Origin of the sequence: Pengzhenrongella phosphoraccumulans (assembly GCF_045689905.1) — a bacterium.
In the GTDB taxonomy this organism is placed as follows: Bacteria; Actinomycetota; Actinomycetes; order Actinomycetales; family Cellulomonadaceae; genus Pengzhenrongella; species Pengzhenrongella phosphoraccumulans.
The window spans coordinates 3,096,239-3,119,856 of the sequence record NZ_CP144210.1; the positions used below are offsets into that span (position 1 = coordinate 3,096,239).

General features: G+C 64.0%; 21 protein-coding genes and 2 pseudogenes. 10 read left to right on the forward strand and 13 right to left on the reverse strand.

Going from position 1 to position 23,618, the window contains the following annotated elements; all coding sequences use genetic code 11:
- Window positions 1-10 precede the first annotated feature (10 nt).
- The 7 genes and pseudogenes from VTA80_RS14265 to VTA80_RS14295 all read left to right on the forward strand — a co-directional run bounded on the left by VTA80_RS14265 (window position 11) and on the right by VTA80_RS14295 (window position 8,339).
- Window positions 11-1,906: a methyltransferase domain-containing protein gene (locus VTA80_RS14265; protein ID WP_407341759.1), complete on the forward strand. Its 1,896-nt coding sequence runs from the start codon at window positions 11-13 to the stop codon at window positions 1,904-1,906.
- Window positions 1,870-3,192: an acyltransferase family protein gene (locus VTA80_RS14270; protein WP_407341760.1), complete on the forward strand. Its 1,323-nt coding sequence runs from the start codon at window positions 1,870-1,872 to the stop codon at window positions 3,190-3,192. Before VTA80_RS14265 ends, VTA80_RS14270 begins: the two co-directional genes overlap by 37 nt.
- 295 nt (window positions 3,193-3,487) lie before the next feature.
- Window positions 3,488-5,188, forward strand: coding sequence for a hypothetical protein (locus VTA80_RS14275; RefSeq protein WP_407341761.1), 1,701 nt, complete (start codon window positions 3,488-3,490; stop codon window positions 5,186-5,188).
- Between the two features lie 185 nt (window positions 5,189-5,373).
- A pseudogene (locus tag VTA80_RS14280) lies at window positions 5,374-6,377 on the forward strand (IS481 family transposase).
- A 5-nt stretch (window positions 6,378-6,382) separates the two neighbouring features.
- The gene (locus VTA80_RS14285; RefSeq protein WP_407341762.1) at window positions 6,383-7,213 is read left to right on the forward strand and encodes a Mu transposase domain-containing protein; all 831 of its coding nucleotides are present in this window, start codon (window positions 6,383-6,385) and stop codon (window positions 7,211-7,213) included.
- 256 nt (window positions 7,214-7,469) lie between these two features.
- On the forward strand, window positions 7,470-8,072 hold the full coding sequence (istB, locus tag VTA80_RS14290) for an IS21-like element helper ATPase IstB (protein ID WP_407341763.1): 603 nt from the start codon (window positions 7,470-7,472) through the stop codon (window positions 8,070-8,072).
- Between the two features lie 42 nt (window positions 8,073-8,114).
- Window positions 8,115-8,339, forward strand: a complete 225-nt coding sequence (locus VTA80_RS14295) for a hypothetical protein (RefSeq protein ID WP_407341764.1) — start codon at window positions 8,115-8,117, stop codon at window positions 8,337-8,339.
- A gap of 80 nt (window positions 8,340-8,419) precedes the next feature.
- On the opposite strand, the gene VTA80_RS14300 is transcribed toward VTA80_RS14295, so the two are convergent.
- From VTA80_RS14300 to rfbA, 9 genes and pseudogenes are all read right to left on the reverse strand, one after another.
- Window positions 8,420-8,626, reverse strand: a complete 207-nt coding sequence (locus tag VTA80_RS14300) for a hypothetical protein (RefSeq protein ID WP_407341765.1) — start codon at window positions 8,624-8,626, stop codon at window positions 8,420-8,422.
- Window positions 8,623-8,994 (reverse strand): hypothetical protein, encoded by a 372-nt coding sequence (locus VTA80_RS14305; RefSeq protein WP_407341766.1) that lies wholly within the window; start codon window positions 8,992-8,994, stop codon window positions 8,623-8,625. The genes VTA80_RS14300 and VTA80_RS14305 overlap by 4 nt, the downstream gene beginning before the upstream one ends.
- Before the next feature lie 98 nt (window positions 8,995-9,092).
- Complete coding sequence (locus VTA80_RS14310; protein ID WP_407341767.1) at window positions 9,093-9,257, reverse strand: transposase; 165 nt, start codon at window positions 9,255-9,257, stop codon at window positions 9,093-9,095.
- Between the two features lie 183 nt (window positions 9,258-9,440).
- Window positions 9,441-10,258, reverse strand: a pseudogene (locus VTA80_RS14315) (transposase); the annotation flags it as partial.
- A 403-nt stretch (window positions 10,259-10,661) separates the two neighbouring features.
- Window positions 10,662-11,141: a GtrA family protein gene (locus VTA80_RS14320; RefSeq protein WP_407341768.1), complete on the reverse strand. Its 480-nt coding sequence runs from the start codon at window positions 11,139-11,141 to the stop codon at window positions 10,662-10,664.
- A gap of 101 nt (window positions 11,142-11,242) precedes the next feature.
- Window positions 11,243-12,268 carry an NAD-dependent epimerase/dehydratase family protein gene (locus tag VTA80_RS14325; protein WP_407341769.1) on the reverse strand — a complete coding sequence of 342 codons (1,026 nt, stop codon included), beginning with the start codon at window positions 12,266-12,268 and terminating at the stop codon, window positions 11,243-11,245.
- Window positions 12,269-12,313: 45 nt separating this feature from the next.
- A complete protein-coding gene (locus tag VTA80_RS14330; protein WP_407341770.1) occupies window positions 12,314-13,072 on the reverse strand; it encodes a glycosyltransferase in 759 nt (252 codons plus the stop codon).
- Window positions 13,069-14,286 (reverse strand): nucleotide sugar dehydrogenase, encoded by a 1,218-nt coding sequence (locus VTA80_RS14335; RefSeq protein WP_407341771.1) that lies wholly within the window; start codon window positions 14,284-14,286, stop codon window positions 13,069-13,071. The genes VTA80_RS14330 and VTA80_RS14335 overlap by 4 nt, the downstream gene beginning before the upstream one ends.
- Before the next feature lie 605 nt (window positions 14,287-14,891).
- Window positions 14,892-15,761 (reverse strand): glucose-1-phosphate thymidylyltransferase RfbA, encoded by an 870-nt coding sequence (gene rfbA, locus VTA80_RS14340; RefSeq protein ID WP_407341772.1) that lies wholly within the window; start codon window positions 15,759-15,761, stop codon window positions 14,892-14,894.
- A 112-nt stretch (window positions 15,762-15,873) separates the two neighbouring features.
- Between rfbA and VTA80_RS14345 the strand changes: the two genes are divergently transcribed.
- Window positions 15,874-17,868 carry a hypothetical protein gene (locus VTA80_RS14345; RefSeq protein WP_407341773.1) on the forward strand — a complete coding sequence of 665 codons (1,995 nt, stop codon included), beginning with the start codon at window positions 15,874-15,876 and terminating at the stop codon, window positions 17,866-17,868.
- On the opposite strand, the gene VTA80_RS14350 is transcribed toward VTA80_RS14345, so the two are convergent.
- The 4 genes from VTA80_RS14350 to VTA80_RS14365 are packed head-to-tail and all read right to left on the reverse strand — an operon-like array spanning window position 17,861 to window position 21,362.
- Complete coding sequence (locus tag VTA80_RS14350) at window positions 17,861-18,250, reverse strand: DUF2304 domain-containing protein (protein ID WP_407341774.1); 390 nt, start codon at window positions 18,248-18,250, stop codon at window positions 17,861-17,863. The genes VTA80_RS14345 and VTA80_RS14350 overlap by 8 nt on opposite strands.
- Window positions 18,247-18,990: a glycosyltransferase family 2 protein gene (locus VTA80_RS14355; RefSeq protein ID WP_407341775.1), complete on the reverse strand. Its 744-nt coding sequence runs from the start codon at window positions 18,988-18,990 to the stop codon at window positions 18,247-18,249. The genes VTA80_RS14350 and VTA80_RS14355 overlap by 4 nt, the downstream gene beginning before the upstream one ends.
- A gap of 10 nt (window positions 18,991-19,000) precedes the next feature.
- Window positions 19,001-20,263, reverse strand: coding sequence for a hypothetical protein (locus tag VTA80_RS14360; protein ID WP_407341776.1), 1,263 nt, complete (start codon window positions 20,261-20,263; stop codon window positions 19,001-19,003).
- A 4-nt stretch (window positions 20,264-20,267) separates the two neighbouring features.
- A complete protein-coding gene (locus VTA80_RS14365) occupies window positions 20,268-21,362 on the reverse strand; it encodes a glycosyltransferase family 4 protein (protein WP_407341777.1) in 1,095 nt (364 codons plus the stop codon).
- 160 nt (window positions 21,363-21,522) lie between these two features.
- Between VTA80_RS14365 and VTA80_RS14370 the strand changes: the two genes are divergently transcribed.
- Together VTA80_RS14370 and VTA80_RS14375 are read left to right on the forward strand one after the other, a co-directional pair.
- On the forward strand, window positions 21,523-22,425 hold the full coding sequence (locus VTA80_RS14370; protein WP_407341778.1) for a glycosyltransferase family 2 protein: 903 nt from the start codon (window positions 21,523-21,525) through the stop codon (window positions 22,423-22,425).
- A 79-nt stretch (window positions 22,426-22,504) separates the two neighbouring features.
- The gene (locus tag VTA80_RS14375) at window positions 22,505-23,608 is read left to right on the forward strand and encodes an NAD-dependent epimerase/dehydratase family protein (protein ID WP_407341779.1); all 1,104 of its coding nucleotides are present in this window, start codon (window positions 22,505-22,507) and stop codon (window positions 23,606-23,608) included.
- Window positions 23,609-23,618 lie beyond the last annotated feature (10 nt).

Here is a 23,618-nt window from a genome sequence, read left to right on the forward strand (position 1 = left end):
GGTGGACGACATGGGTAAGTACGACAACGAGTTCGGGCCGAGGAACGCCTATGGGCGGACACTAGGCCTCTTGGTGCAGCACATCAACGAGGATGCCTTGGTCGGGGTTGAGGCGATCCATCTGGATCTCGGTTGCGGATATGGGCATCTCGCCGAGGAACTGGAACGGGTCACGGGTCTTGTGTATGTCGGTGTCGACATGGATCCCGAAGCCGTGGCATCACTCAAGGACAGGGGTCTCGAGGGGCATCAAGGGCGCCTTGGAGCCCACGCTGCGACTCTCGCCGAGCTTCGGAAAATTGTCGGCGGCCGGCGGGTTGCATCGATTAGCTTGCTTGATGTGATTGAGCACCTGTCAGACGCGGGAAGCCCCGTATCCGCCGTTGCGAAACTTGCTGGCGAGCACGGTGCACTCGTCGTCGTAAGTGTTCCGAACATCACCCACCTTGACGTTGGGCTCAAACTTGCGTTCGGTAGGTGGGATGTGACCGAGTCCGGTCTCCTCGACATGACGCACGTGCGGTTCTATACGAGAAACTCTCTTGAGCAAGCATTGCGCTCGTTCGGTCTCTACAAGTTCGACGAGTCGAATGTTGAACTAGCGCGGAGCGACCAGCACTTCCCGTCAACGCACCCCGCGCTCGGCGACAAGACGAGTCTGCACCGCTACCTCACGGCGTTGCGTAGGGACGCGTCCGGTGATGACATGGTCAATCAATTCGTGTGGGCCTGTGTGCCTGGCCCGCGGGCCAGCGCGGACGGAATAACAATTGACCGGGAACCGGAACGGCCCTTCCTGTCAATCGTTGTCCGAACGCAGGGGAGTCGATCGCACGGCCTACGCGAGGTCTTTACCTGCCTCGCCGCGCAAACTTCTACGGATTTCGAAGTAGTAGTTGTCGCTCACAAGATAAACATCGAGCAGCAGATCGCCGTTGAGCGCTTGATAGAAGACACTCCCCAGTTTCTGCGTGAGCGCATACGGCTTGTGGTCCTCGATCACGGGAGCAGGTCAGCGCCGCTGAATGCCGGGTTCTCCGCCGCGACTGGTCGGTACATCGCCATCCTCGACGACGACGACCTGGTTTTCGCCCACTGGATTGAGACCTTTGCGTCCATGGAGAGGCGCGCGGCGGGACGGATGCTGCGCACCGTTTCCGTGCCGCAACGCGCCGAGATAGTGCAGATTGAGGGTCGATCGGCCGGCCGTGCGACAGGTCCATTGATCGATCAGTATCCTCCGACCTTCGATTTTCTCGACCACCTCAAAGACAACCACACTCCAAATACTGCGGTCGCGTTTCCGCGCGGAGTCTTTCATGATCTCGGGCAGCAGTTCGATGAAGGACTTTCGACGACGGAAGATTGGGATTTCATGATGAGGGCAGCGTCAATTGTGGGTGTCGATTCGTCACCGACTGTGACCTGTATCTACCGTTGGTGGGAAGCGGCCGAAACCTCACATACGGAACACGACGAGCACGAATGGCTGCGCAACAACGGGGCCATCTTTAGGAAGTTCGATGAATCGCAGATTCTCTTCCCGGCAGGTAGTGCGCGGCGCGTTCGGGAGATTCTTCAGGAGCGAGATCAGCTTCGCGCCGAGGTAGCGAGCCTAGCGGGCAGGGATTCGGCGGCGGCAGAATGTATCATTCCCAATGACAGCACAATTGATGTTTGTCGTGATCGGCTAGATAGGCTTCGCCGAATCCAAGCTATTCTTAGATCCCGGTCATGGAGGGTCGCAGCGCCTCTTCGCGCCTTTAGTCGATTGTTTGGGCATGGACGAAAGGTACGTCTTGAGGACTACTTTGACTTGAATACTGAGCAGATGGAACAGGTGATTCAGGCCCTGTTCGGATCTAGGTCGTGGCAACTGACAAGGCTCTTTCGCCGACGAGCATGAGCGACTGGGACGTGGGCGCTAGAACAAAGTTGCTTGGCGAGGTTCAATGGGGAATCGACTTTCCATCTGACCATGAGCAGTCCGGAGGACGGGGGCCCCTCTGTGGAAGCGCCGAGGGGACTATTGGAAGCGCTCTGAGGGGGAAGAACAACTCCTTCGGGTTTCTCCGCCTGCTGTTCGCTTCATTGGTGCTATTTGATCACGCATTTCCCTTGGGTGGTTTCGGCGGCGATCCGACCTACACTTGGACGCATGGCCAGGACTCCGCGGGAGGCATTGCCGTAGCTGGCTTTTTTGTTATCAGCGGATACTTGATTACGAAGAGCGCTATCCGCACGCAAGCAGTTACGTTTCTGTGGCATCGGTTTCTACGGATCTTCCCGGGACTATGGGCGTGTCTCGCGGTCGGCGCCTTGATAGTAGGGCCGATCGCCTGGGCGTCTGAGCAAAGACCCGTGTTGGACTACTGGACGTCCTCTGCGGGTGGTCCCGTACAATACGTTCTTTCAAACGCTCTTCTGACCGTTAATCAATGGGGAATTCACGATGTATTCATTGGGACGCCATACGGCATCAGTTCGACGATAAGTGTATTCAACGGTTCTCTTTGGACCTTAGCATATGAGTGGCATTGCTATCTAGTGGTCGGGGCACTCGCTCTCCTCGGCGTCATGCGTCGCGCGCGTCCAATTATTGTCCTAACCTGGCTTGGACTGTGGGTCCTCACCGTTCTGCAGGTGGAAGCGCCTGATATGGCGGCCCGTTTCGGGCCATGGTTTGATGATCTTTTCAACGTTCGGTTCACGATGATCTTTATGACCGGTGCTGTTTTGGCGGTCTATTCTAAGCGCATCCCGCTGAATGATTGCTTCGGCGTACTCTCCGGTTGCATCTGGATACTCTCCTTGGTAATGGCTGGCTACACAGTCGTCGGGTACCCAGCAATGGCGTACTTCGTGATTTGGCTCGCTGCCCGCCTCGGTCCGCTGTTTCGGAGAGTCGGCGCAGTGAATGACTATTCCTACGGAATATACATCTACGGATTTCTAGTTCAGCAAATTGTCGCGTCTGCTGATGTGCAGAAGTATGGCTTTGTTGTTTTTCTGGTGGTCTCCTGGGTGGGTAGTCTTCTATTCGCGATGCTGAGTTGGCATTTTGTTGAGAAGATATGGCTCCGAGCTAAGGATTGGACACCGAGTCGCGGTTTTCGCCGAGTCAGATCCCCATCGAAGGACGGTAACAAATTCGATGGACTATCTGGTGTGGTGATGGCCAGCAAGGATTGATCGACGATTGTCTTAATTCCGCCTTGGGCGACGCTCAGGCGAGGAAGATTGGTTGACGCGCAGGAGTTCACTCCTGTGGGATTTGGGTGGTAATCTGATGGATTTGAGATCAGCACTTCGTTCGAGCCCAGTGAGCGAACTCGAGGTTACTCGGGAGGGATTGCAGCCAAGAATTCGAATGTACTTTACAGGGCGACCAGAGTCTCTGGTTTGGCTCATAGTGTCCCTATTCTTTGTGGCGTGTCGGACCATACTGACTCCGAGTGCGGGGCTTGATTCGAGCTGGATTACTGGCTTGAATATTGCCGCAGGAGAGAAACTGCGTTTCGGCAGTTCGTTGGTCTTCACTTACGGACCATGGGGATTCTTGAATTTTCCGAATAGTACTAGTCGCTTGAATGTAGTTTTGGGCCTTGTCTTCGTGTCACTCGCTGTAGCTATCGCGTTCTATGCCGTCTTTCTTGGCCTCTGTCGTGTGTTCCCCACCTCGGGTGCTGGACCGCTCTCGGCAGTCGTTGTGATTGTGGTCTCAACGGCTGGTCTGAGCTTCTCGAGCTTTTTCGTGTTTTGTTCGGGAGCGGCGCTTTCGATCTTTTACCTCCGGGGGGACTTGGAAGACCAAGTGAACGGATGGTTCCTGCCGACCTTCGCAGCTATCTCAGCACTACTTCTGCAGGTCAAGTTCTCGGAGGGTATTGCTCTCCTCGGCATCGTGGCAATCGCCATGGTCTTCTCGAAGTCTGTAAATGTCCGTTCGACTATTCTTTCGGTGATGGCATTTGTTGTATCATTCATTGTAGCCTGGTCAATCGCGGGGCAGTCGCTGCGTGATGTGGTGCGTTGGCTCGCTGATTCGATGCGAATCGCCTTGGGATTTTCCGATGCAATGTCGTACGAGATTGAGCCGAACCTACTTAGTTATGCCTTGGCAGCCGCTTCCCTTGCTATTCTCTCTGTCGCGGCTTTCCGATCGGTTCAGGGCTCGTCTCGGCGAATAGTGATCGGGGTGTTGTTAATTGTCGCTTGGTCGATGTACTTCGCATTTAAGCAAGGATTCACCCGACATGATAATCATGAACTCGCGTATTTCGCACTCGCCGCCGTTTTGTTCACTTCCGTTTCCCCAAAGCGATCGTCGCCGCGTTTGGCCGTTGGGGTTTTAGCTTCTCTCCTTGTTCTTTCGATGTCTAGTTGGTCCGTCTGGAATCCAATCACGGCGCGTGATTCTTGGAAGAGCATCGCACAGACGGTACTGGACCCTGCATACCAGACTAGGACGCTGAACGACGCAGCCGCTAGAGCTCGAGATGTGTATGCATTGCCATCTGCTGTTGTCGAGGCGGCAAGAGGAAAGCCCGTAGCGATTGATCCCTGGGAGACGAGTCTGGTTTGGGCGTATGGGCTTGATTGGCGACCTGTACCGATCTTTCAGACTTACTCGGCCTATACGGAGGGTTTGGATAAGCGGAACGCTGACACCGTCGAATCTTCGCCGGAAGATCAGGTGTTCATTCGTTCAGTCCAAACGGTATCGATTGATGGGAGGAACCCCTTGTGGGAATCTCCCAACTACATTCTTGCGCTAGCCTGCAATTTCAGGCCTTCCGCTGGGGACGAGAAATGGGTCGCACTCACAAAGGTGCCTGATCAGTGCGGTAGGTCGGTTGATTCGTCGACTCTGCACCTTCGTGCCAATGAAGTTGCGATGGTTCCCGAAGCGGAATCGGACGAGATAGTAGTCGCTCGTTTTGTTCCTGATTCGGAACCCATTGGCCTTAAACTCATCCAAGCAGTAATCAAGGATTACTCGCCGTTTATGGTGACGGCTGACGGCATCGAGTATCGGCTTCCTGAAGGGCTCTCCAACGGTCCGCTCGTGGTCGGGCTCCCGGGAGGGACGGGCCTTACATCTGGCGCCGATCTAGGTATTGGATACCGCAATCTGGCTTTCAGTGAGCCGGGTAATTTACTCTTTGAGACGATTTCCCTGGATTAGCGGCGGTCTCTCAGTGATTTCTTCACGGGGCCAGTTCAGGTCTGGCGGTACGACCGTTCTTTGGAGTTGGACGGCTAGTTGTTGTGGCTCATGAGGTTGGTGACTCGGGGGTTGTGAGACGAGGACGGGTCCCCGTCGGCAGGATGTGAAGTGCGACCCACACATCCGAGCCAAGGAGACCCGTCATGTGTCACGCTAATGCCCCGTTCACCCCTGCCGGCAGGCTTCGTCTGGTGCTGCGGTGCGAGCACCGCCCGATCGCTCATGTCGCGGCCGAGGCGGGGATCTCCCGGCAGTGTTTGTCGAAGTGGAAGGCCCGGTACGACGACCTCGGCGAGGCCGGTCTAGCGGACCGCGCCAGCGTCCCGCACCGGTCCCCGACCCAGCTCGATCCCGACCTCGTGGCCCAGATCGAGACCTGGCGGCGCCAGGACAAGTGGACCGCGAGGCAGATCGCCCTCGAGCTGCGCAGCGGCGGGCACGCGGTGTCCGTGGCGAGCGTGGGGCGCTGGCTGGTGCGCCTGGGGATCAACCGACGCCGCGACATCGACCCCGACGGGTCGACCAACCGGACCGGACGACGCATCACGGCCCGCTACCCGGGGCACATGGTCCACCTGGATGTGAAGAAGGTCGGGCGCATCCCCGACGGCGGCGGGTGGCGCGCCCACGGCCGCGGCTCGGCGGCAGACAAAGCTGCCCAACGCGCCAAGGGCAAGGGCGCCAAGGCCGGGTACGTCTACCTGCACTCCGCCATCGACGGGTACTCCCGCCTGGCCTACACCGAGCACCTGCCCAACGAGCAGGCGTCCACGACCATCGGGTTCTTCCACCGGGCCCGGGCGTTCTTCGCCGCCCACGGCATCATCCGCATGACCCGGGTGATCACCGACAACGGGTCCAACTACACCGCCCGCGCGTTCCACCGCACCGTCTCAGCCGTGGCCCGCCCCAGCGCATCCGGGCCTTCACCCCGCGGCACAACGGCAAGGTCGAGCGCTACAACCGGACCCTGGCCGAAGAGCTCCTCTACGCCCGGGTCTGGACCTGCGAGGCCGACCGCGCCGCCGCGATCACGGTCTGGAACATCCACTACAACTACCATCGAGCCCACACTGCCATCGGGAACCAGCCCCCGGCCTCACGCCTCCACGCAGGCGTCACCAAGGTCATGAGCCAGAACACCTAGTCCCGATGCCAAAGGTCAACTCGTTGGCCGAGCTGAACGAGAAGCTGGTGGGCTACGACGCCCGCGACGACGACCGGCGTATCGAGAACCGGGCCCACAGCGTCGGGCGCGACTTCGCGATCGAAGCGCCCCCGCTGCGGGCGCTGCCCACGGAAGTGTTCGAGACCGGGCTGACGTTGACGCCGCGGGTCGACCGATACGCGCGTATCACCGTGCGCCAGTGCCGGTACTCGGTGCCCGCCAAGCTGATCGGCCGACGCCTGCGGGTGCTGCTGCGCGCGACCGAGGTCCTCGTGTTCGACGGGGCGAGGCAGGTCGCGACCCACCCGCGGTGCACCGAGCGCGGCGGGGAGGTCCTGGACCTGGACCACTACCTGGAGGTCCTGGGCCGCAATCCCGGTGCGCTGCCCGGGGCGACCGCCCTGGCCCAGGCCCGCAAGGCCGGGATGTTCACCGCGACCCATGTGGCGTTCTGGGCCGCGGCGCGCACCGCGGGCGGGGACACCGCCGGGACCACGACGCTGATCGAGGTCCTACTCCTGCACCGCCGACTGCCCGCGGCCGCCGTCATCGCAGGGATGAAGGCCGCGCTCACCTTGGGCGTGGCGTCCTCGGACGTGGTCGCCGACGAGGCCCGCCGCGCCGCCGCAGCAGCGGCACCCCTCCCGCGCGGATCTGCCGATGGATCCGGGGTGCTGACCTTACCCGAGCGCCCCACCGCGACCACGGACCTGCCCGCCGACGACCGACCCACACCGAGCGTGACCCCCTACGACGAACTGCTGCGCCGCCGCGCGGGCAGCGAGCCCCACCCCGCGACAGGAGAAGCGATCTGATGCCCACCACCACAACCACGCGTCCCAGGCCGGCCCCGGCCGCGACTACCGTCCCGCCGCGCCTGTTCGGGGTCGCGCCCCAGAGGCGGCCTCGCTGACCGGGATCGACGCGGCATGCCGGGTCCTGCACCTGCCGACCATCCGCGACCGCGCCGACGAGCTCGTCGCCGCGGCCGAACGTGACCAGGCCAGCTATGCGGCGTTCCTGGCCGAGGTCCTGCTCGCCGAGTGCGACGACCGCGACGAATGACGACGCGTGCGCCGCATCCGTGAAGCGGCGCTCCCGCGCAGCAAATGCCTGGAGGACTTCGACTTCACCGCCAACGACACCGTCAACCCCGTGACTATCGCCACCCTGACCACCAGCACCTGGGTGGGCACCGGGTCCCCGGTCTGCCTGATCGGCGACTCCGGCACCGGCAAGTCCTACCTGCTCATCGGGCTGGGCATCGCCGCGGCCGAAGCCGGCTACCGGGTCCGTTACGTCCTGGCCAGCCACCTGGTCAACGAGCTCGCCGAAGCGGAGAACGACCGGACCCTGTCCAAGGTCATCGCCCGCTACGGGCGGGTCGATCTCCTCTGCCTGGACGAGCGCGGCTACCTCGGCCTGGACCGGCGCGGGGCCGAGCTGTTGTTCCAGGTCCTGACCGAACGCGAGGAACGCAACGCGATCGCGGTGGCCTCCAACGAGCCCTTCAGCGGTTGGACCAAGACGTTCACCGATCCCCGGCTCTGCACCGCGATCGTGGACCGCCTCACGTTCGCCGGCCACATCATCGAGACCGGGACCACGAGCTACCGCCTAGCCCACACCCGAGCCCACCAAGACCACCCGACCCAGGACAGGACACGACCATGACCAACCACGACCTGGACCCGACCCTCGCCCCAGCTCTCGCCCATGCCGCCGACTTCCTCGAGCTCGGCGAGCTGCTGCAGTTCCTCAGCGGGCGGCTTCGCGAGCGACCCCGACCTCGCCGCGTCCCTGAGCCGGTTCGTCGGCGCGCCCGGCTACGACCTCTACAAGCTCCGAGTCGACCTCGACCGCTTCGGGATCCTCAAGGGCGCTGTCGGCGACGAACCACCACCGCGCGAACACCGATCGCGCTCACCGCGCCACCCATGAACCACGAGCCGAAATGTCACGTCAAATGACCCAACACGAATCCAGGTGGAGCCGAGTCAAGCCGTCACAGTTGGGCCAACTCAGGTTGACACAGCCACCGCGCTGGCCAACGGCGACGCGATGACGCCCTCGACGTGCACGAACGTCAACAACGAGTGCAACGCCGTCACGATCAACTTCGCGCTGCCCTGGGCCCGACCGGGACAAGTAGCTAGTACGAACCCGGTCACATCGGCGGCGGTCAAGCCGGTCAGATCCAGCTGGTCGCCGCACAGCCGGCTGGTCACGAACGGTTGGTCGCGTCGAGGTAGCAGCGAGCAGTGCCCGCCGTGAGCCCTCGCTCGCTGATCAAGTAGGTGTGGTGGCGCTCGAGCAGCGCGGGCACCTGCCCGCCCGCCCCCTCTGCCGCCGGCACCATTCCCAGCGGATCGAGATGGCTCAGCAGCGGACGCATCGCCTTGATCGACCGGTAGTTCACACACCCCGCGGCCCGACGCTCGCACAGGTACCGATCGACGGTTGCGGCACTCAGATCGCCGACTCCCAGCCGCTCGGTTGCCAGCCACCGGTCCAAATGCGCGATGAAACACATATGCTGATCCAGCGAGCAACAGGTGCAACCGAGTTGCGCCAGCTCGTCGGCGAACCCCGACACGCAAGGCTCCAGCGGCCCTCGCACGAACGACCGCAACAAAGAGACCATGACCGTTCTCCTCTCCAGATGGAGAGGCAAGCGTCAGTCAGCGCACGCGATTATGCCGACCTCGCCAGCACGAAACCCCTGCTCCGGAGGGGATCCGGCGGCAACATCGGCATAACCCCGACGTCGGCATAGTGGATCACGCAGATCTGCACCAGTGCGAGCTCCCACGCGGTGCTTGTCGCGTCGGGCAGGCCCTTGAGGCCGTCGCAGACCACGATGCACGTTGTCAACGACGCCGCGGTTCTCCGGGCCTACTATGAACGCAAACGCTCCTAAGGCAAACTCCACAACTAAGCCCTGATCGCCCTCGCCCACCTCCGCTTCGACGCCCTGTTTGCCATGCTCCGCGGCGGCACCCTCTTACGACCCACCCTCCCGAGCCGAGATCGGGTCGCCGGGGCTGCGAACGCGGACATTAACAGGGCGCGTTTGGGGACCGTGCTTCCTGATCGTGAGGGGTGCTCGCCGCGGATTGAGGTCCCCGACCGGCGTGTGACCGGGGCCAGCCCGGCATTGGAGGCCAGGTGCGCGGCGAGCTTGGGCAGCACGACGCCGGCGGCCGTGGTGCCGGTGACCACGACGGTCTGCGCGCCCAGCGCGAGGGCGATCTGGGCAGCCAAGCGCTCGGCCAGGCGCGGTGCGCCCTTGCGTAGCCGGGCGGTGATCCGCCGCGGGCCAGCGGCGGCGAGGTCGGCCGGCGTCGGCCAGGTCTGGACAGGTCCAAAACCGCGGGGTGGTCCAAGTGCGGGCCTGGGATCCGCTCGAGGGCCGGGTGGATCTGGGTGAGCAGGCCGCGGGCCCAGTTCGAGGTGGCCGTCATCTGAGCGCGCAGGTCGTCGTCGAACCCGCACAACATCGAAAGCTCGGCGACCTGCTTGTCGTCGAACGCGATCGAGCGCCACGTGTGGGGCATCGTGCGGGCGGCCTCGGCGACGATCGCCGCGTCCCGGGCGTCGGCCTGGTACCCGACCATCACGCCCGCGTCGAGGGCGACCGCGACCGGCAGGGCCCCGATCGTGGCCGGCTGGTCGACGACCACCAGGACCTGCTCGTGTTCGCCCCGCTGGGCCAGGATCTGACGTATCCGGGACTCATCGTTCGGTACTGTCCGGTCGAAAACGACCTTCCCGCCGCGGTACAGCGGGACCGCGTGCTGATCGCTATTGCCGACGTCGAGCCCGACGATCACGTCGACGTGGTCATGACCACGAATCATCGGTGGACTCCCTCGTCGGCAACAAGGCAATCTGGACAATCCCACGGTGACGAGCGTGGGCAACCACGTTAGCGACTGCACCCAGCGGGTCCTTGGCGTGTCCCTATCAGCGATCAACCCTCACCAACCTGTCCCGGCACCAGCCCCGACCCGTTCGCAATCGGCGCCCGACGCATACCTTCTACAGTTGCGCCGTAGCCTCCTCCTGTCCGTAGGCCGAACGACTTGCGGCCACCGTGGAGGCGTACGAACCGGACGACAAGTCTCGATTGGTAGAGAGATTCTCAACGGTCGGTTCGAGGGCTACAACCTCCTCGTCGCATAGATTGGGCCGCAGCGGGTTTGGGTATGGAATTGCCTAAACCCGTCGAGACTGACTGGACGCGAGTACAGAAATCAGCAACTAATGAACTAAACTCTGCACTTTCTTACCCGGATCGTGGAAGACAAAAGTTCGGTAGGTGACGAAGCGAAAGATCGTCGCCAGTCCAAGTCCAATGACGTTCGCCGAAACGTTGTCTGCGAACGGACTGTCGAGGCCGAGCGAGTAGTGGGAAAACCATAGGCACCCGACCGAGATAAGCAAACCGCCGAAACTGAACAGAACGAACAGAAGTAGTTCATATCTAGCTGTGCGCCCTCGGCGATGACGAAAAGTCCATTGCCTATTGCCCACCCAAGCGACAAGGGTTGCGAGACTGACTGAGACCACCTTTGCGCGCAATGGGTTTTCGGCAAAAACCGGCCAAGGGCCGAAACACAATAGATTGAATATTCCGACATCGATGAGAAAACCGACGGCGCCGACGCTCCCGAACCGAAGAACCTCATGCAAAAGTCGCCTCAGGAGTCCCGGGGCTCTGAGTCGATCGCGGACATTCACTGAATTACTGCTCCGTTTCGCGCGCAATCAATCCTGTGCAGCGACAATCGGACCCAATCGAGTCAGATCACGACAGTTTGGCACAAACCCCGGCGGACTTCCTAGATCCTGCCATCGTCCATAGCCGAAGCTATCCAAGGAATGACTTCATCGAGCATCGTCTCAAGCGTCGTCGTGGCCTCAAACCCGAGTACCCTCTTTGCCTTCACAACCGAGGGCACCCGCCGTTGCACGTCGTAGATGAATGCAGGGTCGTGGCTAAGCGTGAGTGGCAGATCCGGCCCCTTGATCTTGCGCCAGATCACTTCGACCAATTCTGCGACTGAATGTCCTTGCGCAGTAGACAGGTTGAAGTCGTTATTGAGCGCATCTGGATGGGCCATCGCCGAAACAATACCCCTCGCGAGATCTCCTCCATATGTGTAGTGGCGAATCTGATCGCCCTGCCCGAGAATATGAACCGGGTCCTGACCCTTTACGATTTTCTGAACCAGATCTGGAACCACGTGGCTCATCGCGAGTTTGACGTTTCCAGAGTTGATCTCGACGTCTCCAAGTGCACGAGATTCGCCAACGCCGACACAGTTGAACGGTCGAAGAATCGTGTACGGAAGTTTATACTGGTCCCAGGCTGCATGGGCGAAATATTCCACCGCGAGCTTTTGGAAGCCGTACGAAGAAAGCGGAGGAGCAACCTTGCGCTCGTCACCTTCAACTGATGGCCAAGATGTCGTCGATTCGAAGACCATCGATGAAGAAAGGTAGGTGACCTTCTGAAGACGGCCTGTCTTGTGCGCCTCAATAGCTGCGTCACACGACGACGCGATGATTCTTTCATTCTCGGCGAGCAAATCATAGGCATAAGTGTGGAAATACGAAATCCCGCCTATAAGCGCAGCTCCCGCAATGAAATGATCGCAGCCTGAGAGAAGATCGACCATAAGGCTCTTGTCGCGCACGTCACCAACGGTGAGGTTGTAGTTCGGATGATTGTCGTATGACTTAACAACTTTTCCATACTTCGAGTAGTTGTCGATTCCTGCTACTTCATAACCGCGCCGCAATAGTTCCTCGACAACGTAGCCACCTATGAAACCGGCCGAACCACTCACTAGAACTTTTTCCATGATAGAAAACCGCCTTCAAGTCTGGATTTCGGATACGCTGCCTGATTAGGACGCGGCAATCTTCCGTGCTTCGGCGCGCAGTGTTCGAATATCAATTCGCCGCCCATACGCGAAAAAATACCATCGAATGTAGTGGGGGATCCATTTAGCGAGTTTGAATCCAGACTCGCCAACCGTGCGATCTAGCCAAATTGTTGGGATCTCGGCGACAGGACGGCCAAGTCGTCGCGCCTTCGAGGTCAGTTCAATTCCGATTTCGAATCCGTCCCGTGAATCAATTCCAACGTCGCGCACGAACTGAGTGTCATAGGCTTTGAAGGAATTCGTGGCATCTCGCGTGCCGATTCGCGCGAATAGATGCAAGGACCGTCCGGCACTTCGCGACAGGAATGACTTCAGCAACGGCCCGCCGACCTGTTGACCACCCGGCATGTACCGCGACGCCGCGGCAACTACAACCCCCCGCTCCACTAGTCGCACGAGGTCGTCGATCTGGCGCGGGTCATCGCAGCCATCGGCCATTGTGACCACAACGGTAGGTGACTGAGCTTCGTCAATGCCGAACCTGATTGCGTTGGCGGGGCCGGGCCCGTACGTGCCCACTGCAACGCGCAGACGGGGTTCATCGGCCGCGAGTCGTTTGATCACCGGTATAGTCGAGTCATCCTCAAAGTCAACGACGACCACTACTTCGCACGCAAGTTGGACTGCTTCGAACAACCGTGAAATTGCGGGTTCGATATCCTCGCCCTCGTTGTAGGCAGGAATAATAACTGAAACGCGTGGTCCGATACTATGTATCATACTCGGACGCCTTTTCCAATCAAGTTCCAGATATCTGCCACAGGTTTAGTTGTATTGAGGTGACGATACTCTTCGTGCGGTGTGGCGATGATGAGGAGGTCAGATTCCTCCAGAACCTTCTCAAGCGAGAGAATGTCGAGATCGACCGTCACGAATGGATCTGTGGTTAAAACACGTTTGGTCTTGAATGACAGAACCCTGCGAAGTTTGTATGACAGACTAGATCGGATGTCATCTGATCCGCCCTTGAAGGCCATACCCAGAATGCCAACGGTCATATTGGCTAGGTCGTATTGTTCCTCGAGTCGGCTTACCAGATAGAGGGGCAGGCCCTCATTGACTAGCATTGCCGCGTGCCCGAGTGCGAATTGATTGTCACTGAATGCGGCCAGTTGCATTGTGTCCTTGAATAGACACGGTCCAGCAGCAAACCCTGCGCTCGGCATATCGGCGGCCCGCGGATAGTCTTGCGCGAGTGCAAGTCTGATATTATCAAAATCGAGTCCCCGGTCATTCGCCATCATGTAGAACTGATTAGCGGCCGCAAACTTGATGTAGCGCCAAGTATTCGTAAAGAGTTTGGCGAGTTCCGCTTCTTCGGGATTTAATTGAACGAGAGTCCCGGTGAGGCGACCGAACAGTTGTCCAGCGCGTTCACGGCCTCGATCGCTCCGTGCCGAAACAATCTGAGGCAGAGCGAAAAGCTCCACCATCGCCTTGTGTTCGGCAATCCGCTCTGGGCAAAATGCCACGTCGATGTCGAGGCCTAGGTCGGCCACCATGCGCTCTACCAGTGCCGTGACGCCTGGATAGACCGTACTCCGCAGGACGAGAAGTTGACCATCGCGGAAGAACGCTTCGCATTGGGTGAGAGCGCGCGGAATTGCTTGCGGGTCAGGATTGAGATGCTCGTCAACTGGCGTGCCAATCACTACAACGACGTTGGCGGCCGTGCTCACGACGGAGGGATCAGAGGACGCTGAGAGGAGGCCTTCTTCAAGCGCTTTCTTTAGCATTGGCTCGGCGCCTGGCTCCAGAAAAGGTAGCACGCCGGCATTCACGCGTTCGACCGCGTCATCGCTGAGATCATATATCACAACACGTGCCCCTCGGCTCGCGAAGGCGATGGCGAGAGGCAGTCCTACATGCCCGCCGCCACCTATCACGACGACGTCATTGACGAAATGAGAGGGGCCGGTGTTGGTGGCAAACATGGTTTCGAGTTGTCCTCAATGAGTTGAAGAGAGGGGATAGATGTAGTCTACCGAGTCCCCGGTGTGTTGAGTAGTCGGTGAGTAGTGCGTGACGACTCCCGTATATGGGCAGTCGCGTCGGCGGTTTGATCAGGCAGTGAGGGCAGGCCTGGTCCTATTTGCACGAGTACGTGGTCCGGATTGTCTTGTCTGATTCGCGATCTCCGTGGTCGCCGAGTCGGTTCTGCCCTAGGCCGAGTTACGCCGTCGCCGAGCCGCTCCGGGCGTACTGGCTTCGACCAGCGCCTCCGGTCGACGTCTTTAGTCTACTCGTACGCGTTGAGGGAGCTGCCCAAGTGGCGGGCAGGAGGATTGCGTTGGCGGTTCTTCAGTTCCGGGGAGTTCGCTCGCTGGGTTCGGGTACCTCGTGTGGTGCGGGTCGGCGTTGGCAGAGGTAGATCGTTCCCCTGCTGAACGGTTGCTACGCCCCTATCCCTTTTGTCCGTCCTGATCCCAGGTAGAGCAGGGAGCGTACCGGCTGGACGCCTCCCGACCGAGAGGTTCGTCCACGGACGCTGCTTCAGCGGTTGCGCGGGGACCACAGGTCAGGTTGCGTTCTCCAGCGCTCATGTGTTCTGTTCGAGGAGGCCGAGGAGGTAGGTGCCGTAGCCGGATTTGACGAGTTTGGTGGCGCGTTCGACGAGCTGGTCGTCGGTGAGGAAGCCGCGGCGCCAGGCGATCTCTTCGGGGGAGCCGATCTTGAGGCCTTGGCGGTGTTCGACGGTGCGGACGTAGTCGCCGGCTTCCATGAGGGAGTCGAAGGTGCCGGTGTCGAGCCACGCGGTGCCTCGGGGCAGGACCTCGACCTGGAGGCGTCCTTGGTCGAGGTAGACGCGGTTGACGTCGGTGATCTCGTACTCGCCGCGCGCGGAGGGGGCCAGGTCGCGGGCGATCGCGATGACGTCGTTGTCGTAGAAGTACAGGCCGGGCACGGCGAAGTTGGACTTCGGTTTGGCGGGCTTCTCTTCCAGCGACAGTGCGGTGCCGTGCTCGTCGAACTCGACCACGCCGTAGCTGGTGGGGTCCGCGACGCGGTAGGCGAAGATCGCGGCGCCTTCCAGGGTCTGGAAGCGTTGCAGGCGGGTGCCCAGGCCGGGGCCGTAGAAGATGTTGTCGCCCAGGACCAGGGCGGCGGTGTCGTTGCCGACGAAGTCGGCGCCGAGCACGAAGGCCTGGGCCAGGCCGTTGGGTTCGGCCTGGATGGTGTAGCTGATGGCGATGCCGAACTGGGAGCCGTCGCCGAGCAGGCGGTGGAACTGGTCGGCGTCGTGGGGGGTCGTGATGATCAGCACGTCCCGGATCCCGGCCGCGATCAGGGTGGACAGCGGGTAGTAGATCATCGGCTTGTCATAGACCGGGACGAGCTGCTTGCTGACGCCCATCGTGATCGGGTGCAGCCTGGTGCCGGACCCACCGGCGAGAATTATTCCGCGCATGGTCACACAGTCTGACGCACCTCCGTGTGGGCTTGTGCCACCATTGCCGAAGTGGCACTCAGCGGTCCGGCATCTCGACGGTCGCTCGACGACCGAAACCAGGACTCTCACGATGAATCGCCTCGGCGCCCGCGCGCGCTCGTCTATGTCCGGTCTGCGGGCGATACTTGCCCGGATCGACGGCGCACCGCTCTCTAGGCAGGTGCTGCTCGGCGCGGGACTCTACGCGGCTGTGCTGCTGGTGCTGGTGGTGACGGCGATCAACGGGACGTCGTCGGGCATGTACTACAAGGAGTTCTTCGCCGGGGTGGATCCGCGGCTCATCATCGGCGGGCCGCGCGGCGTGCGCAGCGACGAGTGGTACGTCACGACGCCCCTGGTGATCGCCCAGGTGCAGCAAGGTCTGCCCCGGATCAGCGACGTGTTCCCCGGCGGGGTCGACATGTCGGTCATGTGGGACATGCCGTACCGGGAGTGGTCGGCGATCTTCCGCCCGCACAACTGGGGCTTCTACGTGCTCCCGCTGGACAATGCTTTTGCGCTGCGTTGGTGGCTGCCGCTGGTCGCGCTCGGGGTCGCGGCCTACGCGTTCCTGGTGACCCTGTGGCGTCGGCCGATCGCCGCGCTGGCGCTCTCTGCGGCGTTCGCGTTCTCGCCGTTCACGCAGTGGTGGTTCGGTGCCGGGACGTTCTGGCCGCTGACATTCGCAATGACGGTGTGCGTCGCGGTCGTGTGGTGCCTGCGGACCCCCCGTGCGGCCGTGCGGTGGGCCGTCGCGGCACTGACCGCCTATGTCGCGGTTGCGGCGGCTGTGACGCTGTATACGCCCTTCCTGATCCCGTGCGTGCTGGTCGCCGCAGCGTTCAGCATCGGATGGGTCTGCTCCGCACGTGAGCTGGACTGGCGGGACCGGTTGCGCCGGATCGTCCCGGTGCTGGTTGCGGGCCTCGGCGCCGGCGTGGTCACCGGGGTGTTCCTCGCATCGCGGGCCGCGACCGTCGAGGCCATCACCTCGACCGTGTACCCGGGGGATCGGTCGTGGCTCACCGGTCAATCGTCCGCCTTCCCCTGGGAGTCGATGTATGCCGGCGTGTTCGGCCTCGGGCTGCGGGCGGCCGACGTGGGCGGGTTCGTGGTGAATGCGAGCGAGGGCTCGAGCTTCTTGCTGGTCGGGTTCTTCCTCATCCCGTCGGCGCTGTGGCTCGTCGGGTCCCAGTGGCGCCGCGAGCGGTTCGTGGACTGGACGCTGATCGCTCTGCTCGCCGTCACGGCGCTGTTCGCAGCTTTCATCTACGTGCCGGGATGGGACGCGGTGGCGCACCTGTTGTGGCTCGACCGCACGACGTTGCCCCGGCTCGTGGTGGGTCTGGGATTGGTCGCCCTGCTGCTGCTCGCCGTGGTGGTCCACCGATTGCAAGGCAGGGAAGGCCGTCTGGCCTGGTGGCCGATGGTCGTAGCGGTGCTCTTCGTGGTCGTCAACCACGCCGCCGTGGCCGTGTTCCTCCATCGGCACGCGCCATGGATCCTCGCGCAGTTCCCGTGGTGGCCCGTGCTGCTGGCCATGTTCGTCATTGCTGTCGCGCTGTATGCCCGGGGACGGGCGACCGTGCCGTCCGTGCTGGTGCTCGTCGTCGCGCTGACGATGGTCGCCGGGGTGGTGCCCCTGTATCGGGGCGTCCTCGACCTGCGCACCACAGGCTTAGGGCAGGCGATCACAGCCATCGAAGCCGACGCACCCGGGCGCTGGCTCGCGTTGGACGACGGCAACATCATCGCCACCGTGCGCGAGGCCGGGGTCGAGTCCTACAGCGGGGTCCAGGGCTTCCCCTCGACGCAGATGTGGGACGCCATCGACCCGGACCGATCGGACGCTGGCTCCTGGAACCGGTACGCCCACGTGAACTGGACCGCCGACAAGGACGCGCCGGAGATCGAGCTGCAGTTCGCCGACGTCCTGATGCTCCGTTTTGACTCGTGCGCTCCGTTCGCCCAGGGGAACGTGCGCTACGTCGTGGCCTCCGAGCCTGTCACCCAGGGGTGCCTGGCAGAGGTCAAGGTGGTGCCCGAGGAGGGAGCGACCTACCGGATCTACGAGGTCGTCAGGTAGCAGTGGGTTCGTCTCGCGCAGTGACCGCGGGCTCGGCGCGCTCCTGCGAATCTTGGTGCACGTCGAGCCGGAGGAGTGCGATCTCTTCGGCCAGCGTCCGGGTGTTCTCCTCAAGGTGGGAGATCTCTGAGCTGAGCTGGATGCAGACCGCCAGGAGCACCACGAAGGCAAGCGCGAAGAGCAGGTTGACGGGGTTCTGCACCCCGACCGCGCGCGACAACGCATAGGCAAGCCGCGGGAAGATGCCGAGGATCACGACCGACAGTGCGAGGGCGATCCAGATGCCCGCGTACTTCTCTTTGATCCGGCGTGTCCGGAGCAAGAAGAGCAGCAGGACGATGATCACCGCGCACAGGCCGATCGCGAACAGGTAGCCGCTCATCGGGGCACCCTCTCGAGGGGGATCGGTTCGTTCGGCCGTGACAGCGCGACTACGAGTGCCAGGACGGCTCGCACGAGGAACACAGCAGACATCAGCGGCCCCTGGGACGGGCTACCACCCGCCCGTGGACGCATCTGGACGCCGACCTGGCGCACGACCAGCCCCGCGCGGGCAGCGATGACCAGGGACTCGATCGTGTCGCCGAGGTACTCGGCCGGGTAGTTGGTGGCGAAGAGCCGGATCGCGCTGCGCCCGCAGACCTTGAAGCCCGAGGTCGTGTCCGTCAACCGGGTGCCCGCGACCCGAGAGAGTGCGATCGACAGCAGTTGCATCGACCAGCGCCGCGGTCCCCGGACGGAGTAGTCGCCGACGCCGGCGAACCGGGCGCCGATCACGATGTCCGCGCCTTCGCGCTCGAGCGTGTCGACCAGGTCGGCGATCGCCGAGGGGTCGTGCTGGCCGTCCGCGTCGAGCTGGACCACCCGGTCGTACCCGCGCCGGAATGCGAACAGGTAGCCCGCACGCATCGCCCCGCCGACGCCGAGGTTGATGGGCAGGTCGAGCACGGCGGCACCGACGGCGGCGGCGACATCCGACGTGAGGTCGCTCGACCCGTCGTTGACCACGAGCACATCGGCGGTCGGAACGGCCGCACGGACCTCGGTGATGACGTCGACGATCGTGTCTTGCTCATTCCACGCCGGGATCACCACGAGCAGGCGAGGAGCGGTTGGGGACATGCCTGGCACTCTACCGAGCACCGGGTGCACCCCTGCGCAGGGCCGCCGAGTGCACGACGAGGCCGACGACCGGTCCGAGGGCGAGGCTCAGCACCGTGCGCAGCTCGATGCTGCACGGCAGCAGCAAGAGCCCGATCGAGGTCGCGGTCGCGAGGAGCCACCCGGCGGAGTAGGCGGTGTGGCGGTCGAGGGCGAGGGTCGCGGCCCCGGTCAGGGTCAGCAGGGCGAGCATCACCGCGGAGAGGGTGAGGCCGGCGAGCACGAGTCCATCCACCCTGTAGTCGCGGCCGAAGAGGAGCACCATCAGTGTTGGGCCGACGACGTAGGCGGCGGCCGCGCCGACCGCGCCGGCGGCGACGAGCATGCCCGCAAGGCGGCGCAGGGAGCGCAGTCCATCGTCCGGGTGGGCCAGGAAGTGCGTGATCGCGACGCCCTGGTAAGCACCGAGCGGGATCAGCAGCGGCGCTCGCGTGAGTGACACCGCCAGGATCAGCGGCGCCGCGAGTGCGTAGGCGGCGTCCGGGGTGGTGAGCCGGAGCAGCACGGGGAAGCCCACGATGATGATCGCGCTGGAGGCGGCGGCCACCATCGCTTGGCCGGCGCGTCGTAGGTAGGCCCGGGCGGGCACGTCGGCTCGCGCCGAGGTTGCGGCGCGCACCGAGGAGGAGACCCCGATCAACAGGAGCCAGGATGCGGCGGCGGCGGCGGCCGCCGCCTCCAGCCCTGCCATGGTCGCCCCCGCGATCGCCACGACGCCGACGATCGCGAACCGCATGGTCGCCTCAAGGCTGACCAAGCCGGCGAACGCCGTCCAGCGTCCCTGACCGCTGAGCGCGCCGGCCAGCCCGCTGTGCCCGGCGAACGCGACGATCGCCAGGCACAGGATCAGGACCGAGAGCGGGGGGTCCCACGCGAACACGGCGCCCGCCCACAGCGGCGCGGACACCCCGACCGCGCCCGCGAGGAGGGCGCCGATGAGGAGATTGAGGCCGAGCACCCGCGGTCCGCGCGCGAGCGGGTGGCGCAAGGCGTTCCGTACCGCTCGGGTGGCCTCGTTCTGGGTGCCGCCGAGCACGCCGAACAGCCCGAACAGGGCCGCCCAGAACGCGAGGAAGTCGGCGTTGCTCGCGGGGGAGAGCGTCCGGGCCGCGATGACCAGGACGCCGTAGCTCGCGACCGCTGCCAGGCCCGACGCGGCCGCGACGCTCGTGGCGCCCCGACGGCTCAGCACCGGAACCGTCACGGGGGCGGGGGAGCGCTCGGGGTCGGTCATCGCGTCACCGTGTCGCCGCGCGCCGGTAGGCGTTCTCGTGGATCGCCGCGCAGCGATCCCAAGAGAACGCGGTGAGCCGCGCGATCCCGCGCTGCTGGAGCTCCGATGCCCGCGTCGCCGTCTCGACGACCGCACGGGCCAGGTCCGCCGGGTCGTGCGGGTCGAACAGCACGGCCGCGTCCCCGCAGATCTCCGGCAGGGAGCCGGCGCGAGAGGCGGCGACGGGGCAACCCGCGGCCATCGCCTCAAGCGGCGGCAGGCCGAAGCCCTCGTACAGGCTCGGGAACACGAGCGCGCGGGCCGTGCGATAGAGCCGCTGCAGCTCCGCCGCGGGGACCAGTCCGCGCACGTCGACCCATTCCGGAACCGGACCGAGGGAGTCGAGCGCGCCCCCGGTCAGCACGAGGCGAAGCGTTGGGTCGGAGACCCGCAACAGGGCGACCGCCTCGATCAGGCGCGCGTGATTCTTGTGCGGCCACCCCCGGGCCGGGTACAGCAGGAAGTTCTCGCGTTCCCCGAAGTTGGCCGTGACCGACGACAGGTCGACACCAAGGTGCGCGACGATCACCCGGTCGGGGTCGAGGCCGAGGTGATGGACGATCCGTTCCTTCGCGAACTCGCTCACCGTCACGACGACGGCGGCGCGGTGCGCGGTGCGCTCGTAGAAGTACTTGCGGTAGGCGAGCTCGGTTCGGGTGAACAGGTGCGGGAGGTCCAGGTGCTGCACGTCGTGCAGGGTCTGGACCAGCGGCACGCCGCGCGGCGGCGCGGGTACCGCCACGGTGAACGGCACGTGCACGACGTCCGCGCTCGCCTGGATCCGGCGGATCGCGCGCCGATGGAGCACCCCCGCCTCGACCAGCGTGCGCAGCCGCGCGATCGCGGACCCACCGCCGGTGACCCCCGCGAGCACCCGCTCGGGCACACCCTCGGTGAACCCAGCCGCGGCGGCGGACACGAGCGTGCGCACCTCCACCGCGCCCGAGCGGGCCAGTGCGCGGATGAGCTCGCGCGCGTACGTCTCGCTGCCGCCCATGCCGCCGGGCACCAGCGTGGGCATGGACATCGACACGCGCAGCGGCGGTCGTTCGGGCGTCATGCGAATCCATTCGGTCGGCTCGATCACGCGCGGCGCGGGGCGCCGTCCGAGCGCCCCATTGTCGACGATCGGCGGCCGGCTCGCGAACACGGGCCGGACGAGCGCCGCGGGCGGGCTTGTACGCTCGGCCCCGCCGAAACCAGCGAAAGGCCATCCCGCCATGTCTCTCGACATCTTCGTACCGTTCTGGGGCGAGCCGACCCTTCTGCGGGAGACCGTCCGCAGCGTGCTTGCACAGACGAACGGCGACTGGCGACTGACAGTGGTCGACGACGCCTACCCCGACGACTCCGTGCCGCCGTTCTTCGCGGCGCTGGACGACCAGCGGGTGACCTACGTCCGCAACGCGACGAACCGCGGCATCACGGAGAACTACCGCACCTGCGTCGCGCTGGCGACCCAGGACCTTGTCACGATCCTCGGGTGCGATGACGTCCTGCTGCCCGGGTACGTCGAGGTCGTGCTCAACGCGCACCGACGGTTCCCCGACGCGGCGATCATCCAGCCCGGCGTGCGTGTCATCGACGGCCGGGGAACCGTTGTCTCGACGCTCGCGGACACGGTCAAGCAGCGGCTCATGATGCCCGCGGCCAAGGAACCGCGCCTCCTAGCTGGCGAGAGCCTCGCCGCGGGGCTGTTGCGCGCGGACTGGCTCTACTGGCCGTCGTTGGCCTTCCGCCGCGAGGTCCTGACAGCCACCCCGTTTCGGGACGGCATGCCGATCATCCAGGACCTGGCCTTCGTCATCGACGTCGTCACGGCGGGGGGATCACTCCTCCTCGTGCCGACGGTGTGCTTCCACTACCGCCGCCACGCCGCGAGCGCTTCCTCCGCGAAGGCGATCGACGGCACCCGGTTCCGAGGCGAGCGTGCGTACTTCCACCTCGCGGCGGCCCAGGTACGCGCCCGGGGCTGGCACCGGGCCGAGCGTGCGGCGCAGTGGCACCTGACCTCGCGGCTGCATGCGATCACGCTCGTAGCCGGTGCCCTGCGCGCACGGAACCCTGAGGCCGTGCGGATCTTGCTCGGGCACGCGTTCCGCCCCGGGACCGCCGCGCGGTGACGCGTCGGAACCGTTCGCGGCATCGTGAGAACATCGACCGGGCGCCGACGCGGCGTCCCATCGATCTGAGGGGTACGACGTGAGCGAGCGGTCCGGACATGACGGCGTCAGCACGGCCGGGGACACGGTCCTCGTCACGGGCGGGGCGGGCTTCATCGGCTCCGCGATCTCGGCCGGGCTGGCCGACCGGTTCGCCCGCGTGATCGTGCTGGACAACCTGCACCCGCAGATCCACCCGACCGCCGAGCGCCCCGCGAGCCTCGACCCTCGCGCCGAGCTCGTCGTCGGCGACGTGACCGACCCGGCGGCCTGGGACGCGCTGCTCGCGACCGTGCACCCGGACGTCGTCGTGCACCTTGCGGCTGAAACGGGCACCGGGCAGTCGCTCGCTGAGGCCACGCGGCACGCGAGCGTCAACGTCGTTGGCACCACCCAGCTGCTCGACGGCCTCCTGCGGCACGAGGCGCTGCCGCGCCGGATCGTTCTGACCAGCAGCCGGGCGATCTACGGCGAGGGCGCGTGGCGCCAGCTGAGCACCGGCGCAACGTTCCACCCTGGCCAGCGCACCAGCGAGACGCTCGATCGCCATGAGTGGGACTTTCCCGACGCCGAGCCGCTGGCGATGTCCGCGGCCTCGACCAGCCCCGCGCCGGTGAGCGTCTATGGCGCGACCAAGATCGCTCAGGAGTACTTGCTGTCGGCTTGGGCACGATCCGTCGGGGTCGAGCCCGTGATCGTGCGGCTGCAGAACGTGTACGGCCCCGGTCAGTCCCTGATCAACCCGTACACCGGGATCATGTCGCTGTTCTGCCGGCTCGCCAAGGCCGGCCGGTCGATCCCGCTGTACGAGGACGGCGCGGTGCGCCGTGACTTCGTGCTCATCGACGACGTCGCGCGGGCTGTGGTTGCCGCGACCCAGGCTCTTGAGCCCGGGGGTAGCGCGATCGACATCGGCTCCGGCGAGCACCAGACGATCGCCACGGCCGCCGAGCTCATCGCGGCCCACTACGGCGCGCCCGCCCCGCACGTCACCGGCCAGTACCGCCAGGGCGACGTGCGGCACGCCTGGGCGGACGTCAGCCACGCCAAGGCTGCGCTGGACTGGACCCCGCAGTTCGGTCTGGCCGAGGGGATCGACCGGCTCGCCACCTGGATCGACGCTCAGCCGGGCGTGACGATCTAGGTCGCCTCGC